Consider the following 3,847-nt stretch of genomic DNA (forward strand, 5'->3'; position numbering starts at 1 on the left):
ACGGAGCTTTTCGATCTGGCGGAAGATTACGAGAAAGATATAGCGTTCTGGAGCGGTGTCGCGAAAGAGCACGGTGTCGTGCTGGTGACCTCCCTTTTCGAAAAGCGTGCACCGGGGCTCTACCACAATACGGCCGTCGTCTTCGAAAAGGACGGTTCGGTCGCGGGAAAATACAGAAAGATGCACATCCCCGACGATCCGGGCTTCTACGAAAAGTTCTACTTCACGCCGGGCGATCTGGGGTTCGAGCCGATCGATACCTCCGTGGGCAGGCTGGGCGTGCTGGTGTGCTGGGACCAGTGGTATCCCGAAGCGGCGAGGCTGATGGCGCTCAGAGGCGCGGAGATACTCATCTATCCTACCGCCATCGGATGGTTCGACAGCGATCCGGAAGATGAGAAAGCGAGACAGAAAGAGGCGTGGATGACGGTGCAGCGCGGCCACGCCGTCGCCAACGGCCTCCCGCTGGTAGCCGTCAACCGTGTCGGCTTCGAAAAGGACCCCAGCGGCGTGCTGGAGGGGATCCGGTTCTGGGGAAGCAGTTTCGTCTGCGGCCCACAGGGAGAGATGCTTGCCGAAGCCTCCACCGACGAGGAGGAGATACTCCACTGCGACGTCGATCTGAAAAGGAGCGAAGAGGTGCGCCGCTGGTGGCCCTTCCTCAGAGACCGTCGCATCGACGCCTACGAAGGGCTGCTGAAACGCTATATCGACTGAGCGGCGCTTCGTGCCGGGGAGATCGGAAATCGGGAAACGGAAATCGGGAAACGTTTGGAACTATTGAGAGCTAGCGGCCGGTACGGCGGTCGAAAAACCACATAAAGGCGAAGAGCAGTCCCGGGGTCTTGACGATCTTCTCATCGTACATGACATCCCTGGCTTTTTCGAGTGGCAGCGCCACGACCTCGATCTCCTCCAGATCGATCCCCCCGCCTTCGTGTACCTTCATCGTTCCGTCCACTTCGGCGTAGTAGAGCGTCTGTTTCGATCCCGCGAATCCTACGGAGGTGTAGAAGGAGGTGATCTTTTCGATCGATTCGAGGGGTACGTCGTAGCCGCACTCCTCGTAGATCTCCTCTTTGGCGATCTGCGCCAGCGATGCCTTTTTGTCCACGATGCCGGCGCACAGTTCCAGCGTCATCCCCTCTCCGTCGTGCAGATAGACGGCGGGTCGGAACTGCCTGACCAGGATGAAGGCGTCCCGATCCCCGTCGTAGATCAGCACGGCCACGCTGTCGTGGGCGCGGATGATCTCCCAGCTCTTCTCCACGCCGTTTTGGCGGTACTTCACGAGAGCGGGCCGGACGAATCGGGACTCCTTCAGCGCCTCGATGCGGAAATCTTCGATCATTCGCCCACGCTTTCGTTTCTCTCGCCGTCGCTTTCGGCGACTTCGTCGATGCAGTATTTCGAGCGGGAGAGGTCATCGAGACGGACCGGGCACGCCTGTGTCTTGACGGCGTTTTGCAGTTTCTGTTTCATGTCGGCGGCATAGCGGAGAAACTCTTTGCGCGTCTTGCCCCAGATCGTCTTTTTCGTCACCTTGATCACCCCCAGGGGGTTGATCGGACGGCCGTTCTTGTAGAGTCCGAAATGAAGATGCGGTCCCGTACTCATCCCCGTCGAGCCGATATAGCCGATCACCTGCCCTTTTTTGACGTACTTGCCCCGGCGCATTCCCCGTCTGAACTTGTGCATGTGCGCGTAGAGCGTCATGAAGCCGTCTCTGTGGCGGATCTTGATGACGTTGCCGTATCCCCCCAGGCGCCCCGCGAAGATGATGCGCCCGTCCGCGGCCGCATAGATCGGCGTGCCGGTCCGTCCGCCGAAATCGACACCCAGATGGGCCCGGTAGCGGTGGAGTACGGGGTGCCAGCGCCGCAGCGTGAAGCGCGACGTGATCCGGACGTGATTCACCGGTTTCCTGAAGAGGAATCCTTCGACCTCCCGGCCCTTCTCGTCGTAATAACGCTCTTTGAAACGAAAGAGGTAGTGGGGCTTTTTCCTCTTTTCGATCATGGCCGCCTCGATCTTCGGCAAACCGAACGGCCTTCCCAGACGCAGCTTCTCCTTGTATACGACGGCCAGACGGTCGCCCTTTCTCAACCGGGTGAAATCGAAACTGTTCTTGAAGGCGTCGACGAAGGCGTGGGCCAGAAGCCTGTTGTTCGTCGCTGCGATGATATCCTGGTAGGGAGAGTGTTCGACGGCCAGCGAGAAGATGTCGGTGATCTCCTGATAGGCCACGGGGATCATTTCGAAACGGTATCCCTCCCCCTCCCGTACCAGGTGGATCTGCAGCTCTTCGTTGATCGGGATGAGAACCTGCTCGATGACCGATCCGTTGTCGTCGGTCATCATGTAGTAGGAGACTCCGGCCCTGATCTCTTCGCAGAGCTCCTTGTCCTCCTTGTCGAGGTTCCAGTAGATCGACTGTGGCAGACCGTGGCGGTCGAGAAAATGAAGGAAGCTCTCACCCTGGGGCCAGGGCAACTTTTCGACGACGGAAGCCTGTAGAAAAGTGAGCGTGAAAAGAAAAAGGATGAAAATATTTCGCATGGATATGTCGTGTTCTTTAAGTTGAAATAGTGGGAATTTTACTCTAAAGAGCGTTAAAGTGGCTTTAAAAGATGGTTTGAGTATAATCAATCCCGATCAATCGAAACATGAGGACAACCGCCGATGATACGTACTTTTCTGTTACTTTTCGCTCTGCTGGCGACATCCCTGTCGGCTTCGGAAGAACCCCGCACCGTCACGGTACCGCTGGAGAATCTTCACGAAAACGAGGCCACCGTCGCCGTCGGGAATATCCCCGTGGGTGTCAGCGGCATCGTGATCCACGCCTACGACCAGACCCACAAGGCGATCGTCGCCTCCGTCGCCGTCACGCAGAGCGGCGAGGCGTCTACGAAACTGAAACTCCTCCCCTACCGGGGTCTCGTGCAGCCCAACCTTCCCACGATCAAAACGAAACCGCAAAACGGCGACACGGTGATTCTGGGATACCTCTACGACCGCGTCCTGCCGATCGTTCCCAACCAGGAGTCCTTCGAAAAGGCCAAGGAGAGCTTTCCGAAACTCCGGCTGATCCATCCCGATCTCTTCGCCGCGGAACTCGCCAAAGACAAATCACCCCTTCCCTACCGGGACCATTTCGCCAAAATGTGCGAAAAGATGCACCTGGGCCTCGTCATGTTCATGTTCAAGGACGGCACCGATTTCATCGACTGTGTCAGCTGGGTGAAGGTGGGAAGCTCCGACGTCACCTCCGTCGACGCCGAACACTTCAAACAGCCCTTCTTCAACCGCTTCGAAGAGATCCCTTCCGCCTTCTACGACTGGACCGAGTACAGAATCGAGGATTTCGACCGTTTCTACAGAAAACTGGAGAGTGAAAAATGATTGAAAACGTCCATCTGCAGGCCCTGCGGAAAATCGTCGGGGAAGAAAACCTCCACCACGACAAGGCCCACATGATCGCCTACTCCTACGACGCCACCAGGGAGCGCTACCAGCCCGACGCCGTCGTCTTTCCCCGTGACGAAGCGGACGTGAGCGCAGTACTGAGATACTGCAACGAACACCGCATCGCCGTGGTCCCCAGAGGCGCTGGCAGCGGATTCACCGGCGGCGCGCTTCCGACCAACGGCGGCATCGTCCTGGCGCTGGAAAAACATATGAACAAGATCCTCGAGATCGACATGGACAACATGGTCGCCGTCGTCCAGCCCGGCGTCATCAACATGGATCTTCAAAAAGCCGTGGAAGCCAAAGGGCTCTTCTATCCGCCCGACCCGGCCAGCCAGGAGTACTCCACCCTCGGCGGCAACGTCAGTGAAAACGC

5 protein-coding genes are annotated in these 3,847 nt (G+C 57.8%); 3 read left to right on the plus strand and 2 right to left on the minus strand.

Annotation, left to right across the window (positions count from 1 at the left end; genetic code table 11):
* The coding region (locus Q1K23_RS08410) for a carbon-nitrogen hydrolase (protein WP_300363782.1) at positions 1-717 on the plus strand (717 nt) is incomplete at its 5' end.
* Between the two features lie 70 nt (positions 718-787).
* On the opposite strand, the gene Q1K23_RS08415 is transcribed toward Q1K23_RS08410, so the two are convergent.
* Both Q1K23_RS08415 and Q1K23_RS08420 read right to left on the minus strand, forming a co-directional pair.
* The gene (locus Q1K23_RS08415; protein ID WP_300363784.1) at positions 788-1,351 is read right to left on the minus strand and encodes an NUDIX domain-containing protein; all 564 of its coding nucleotides are present in this window, start codon (positions 1,349-1,351) and stop codon (positions 788-790) included.
* The gene (locus tag Q1K23_RS08420; protein ID WP_300363785.1) at positions 1,348-2,559 is read right to left on the minus strand and encodes a peptidoglycan DD-metalloendopeptidase family protein; all 1,212 of its coding nucleotides are present in this window, start codon (positions 2,557-2,559) and stop codon (positions 1,348-1,350) included. Before Q1K23_RS08420 ends, Q1K23_RS08415 begins: the two co-directional genes overlap by 4 nt.
* A gap of 123 nt (positions 2,560-2,682) precedes the next feature.
* Between Q1K23_RS08420 and Q1K23_RS08425 the strand changes: the two genes are divergently transcribed.
* Complete coding sequence (locus Q1K23_RS08425; RefSeq protein WP_300363787.1) at positions 2,683-3,405, plus strand: plasminogen-binding N-terminal domain-containing protein; 723 nt, start codon at positions 2,683-2,685, stop codon at positions 3,403-3,405.
* The coding region (locus tag Q1K23_RS08430; protein WP_300363789.1) for an FAD-binding oxidoreductase at positions 3,402-3,847 on the plus strand (446 nt) is incomplete at its 3' end. The genes Q1K23_RS08425 and Q1K23_RS08430, both read left to right, overlap by 4 nt.

It is taken from the genome of Hydrogenimonas sp. (assembly GCF_029933015.1).
GTDB lineage: Bacteria > Campylobacterota > Campylobacteria > Campylobacterales > Hydrogenimonadaceae > Hydrogenimonas.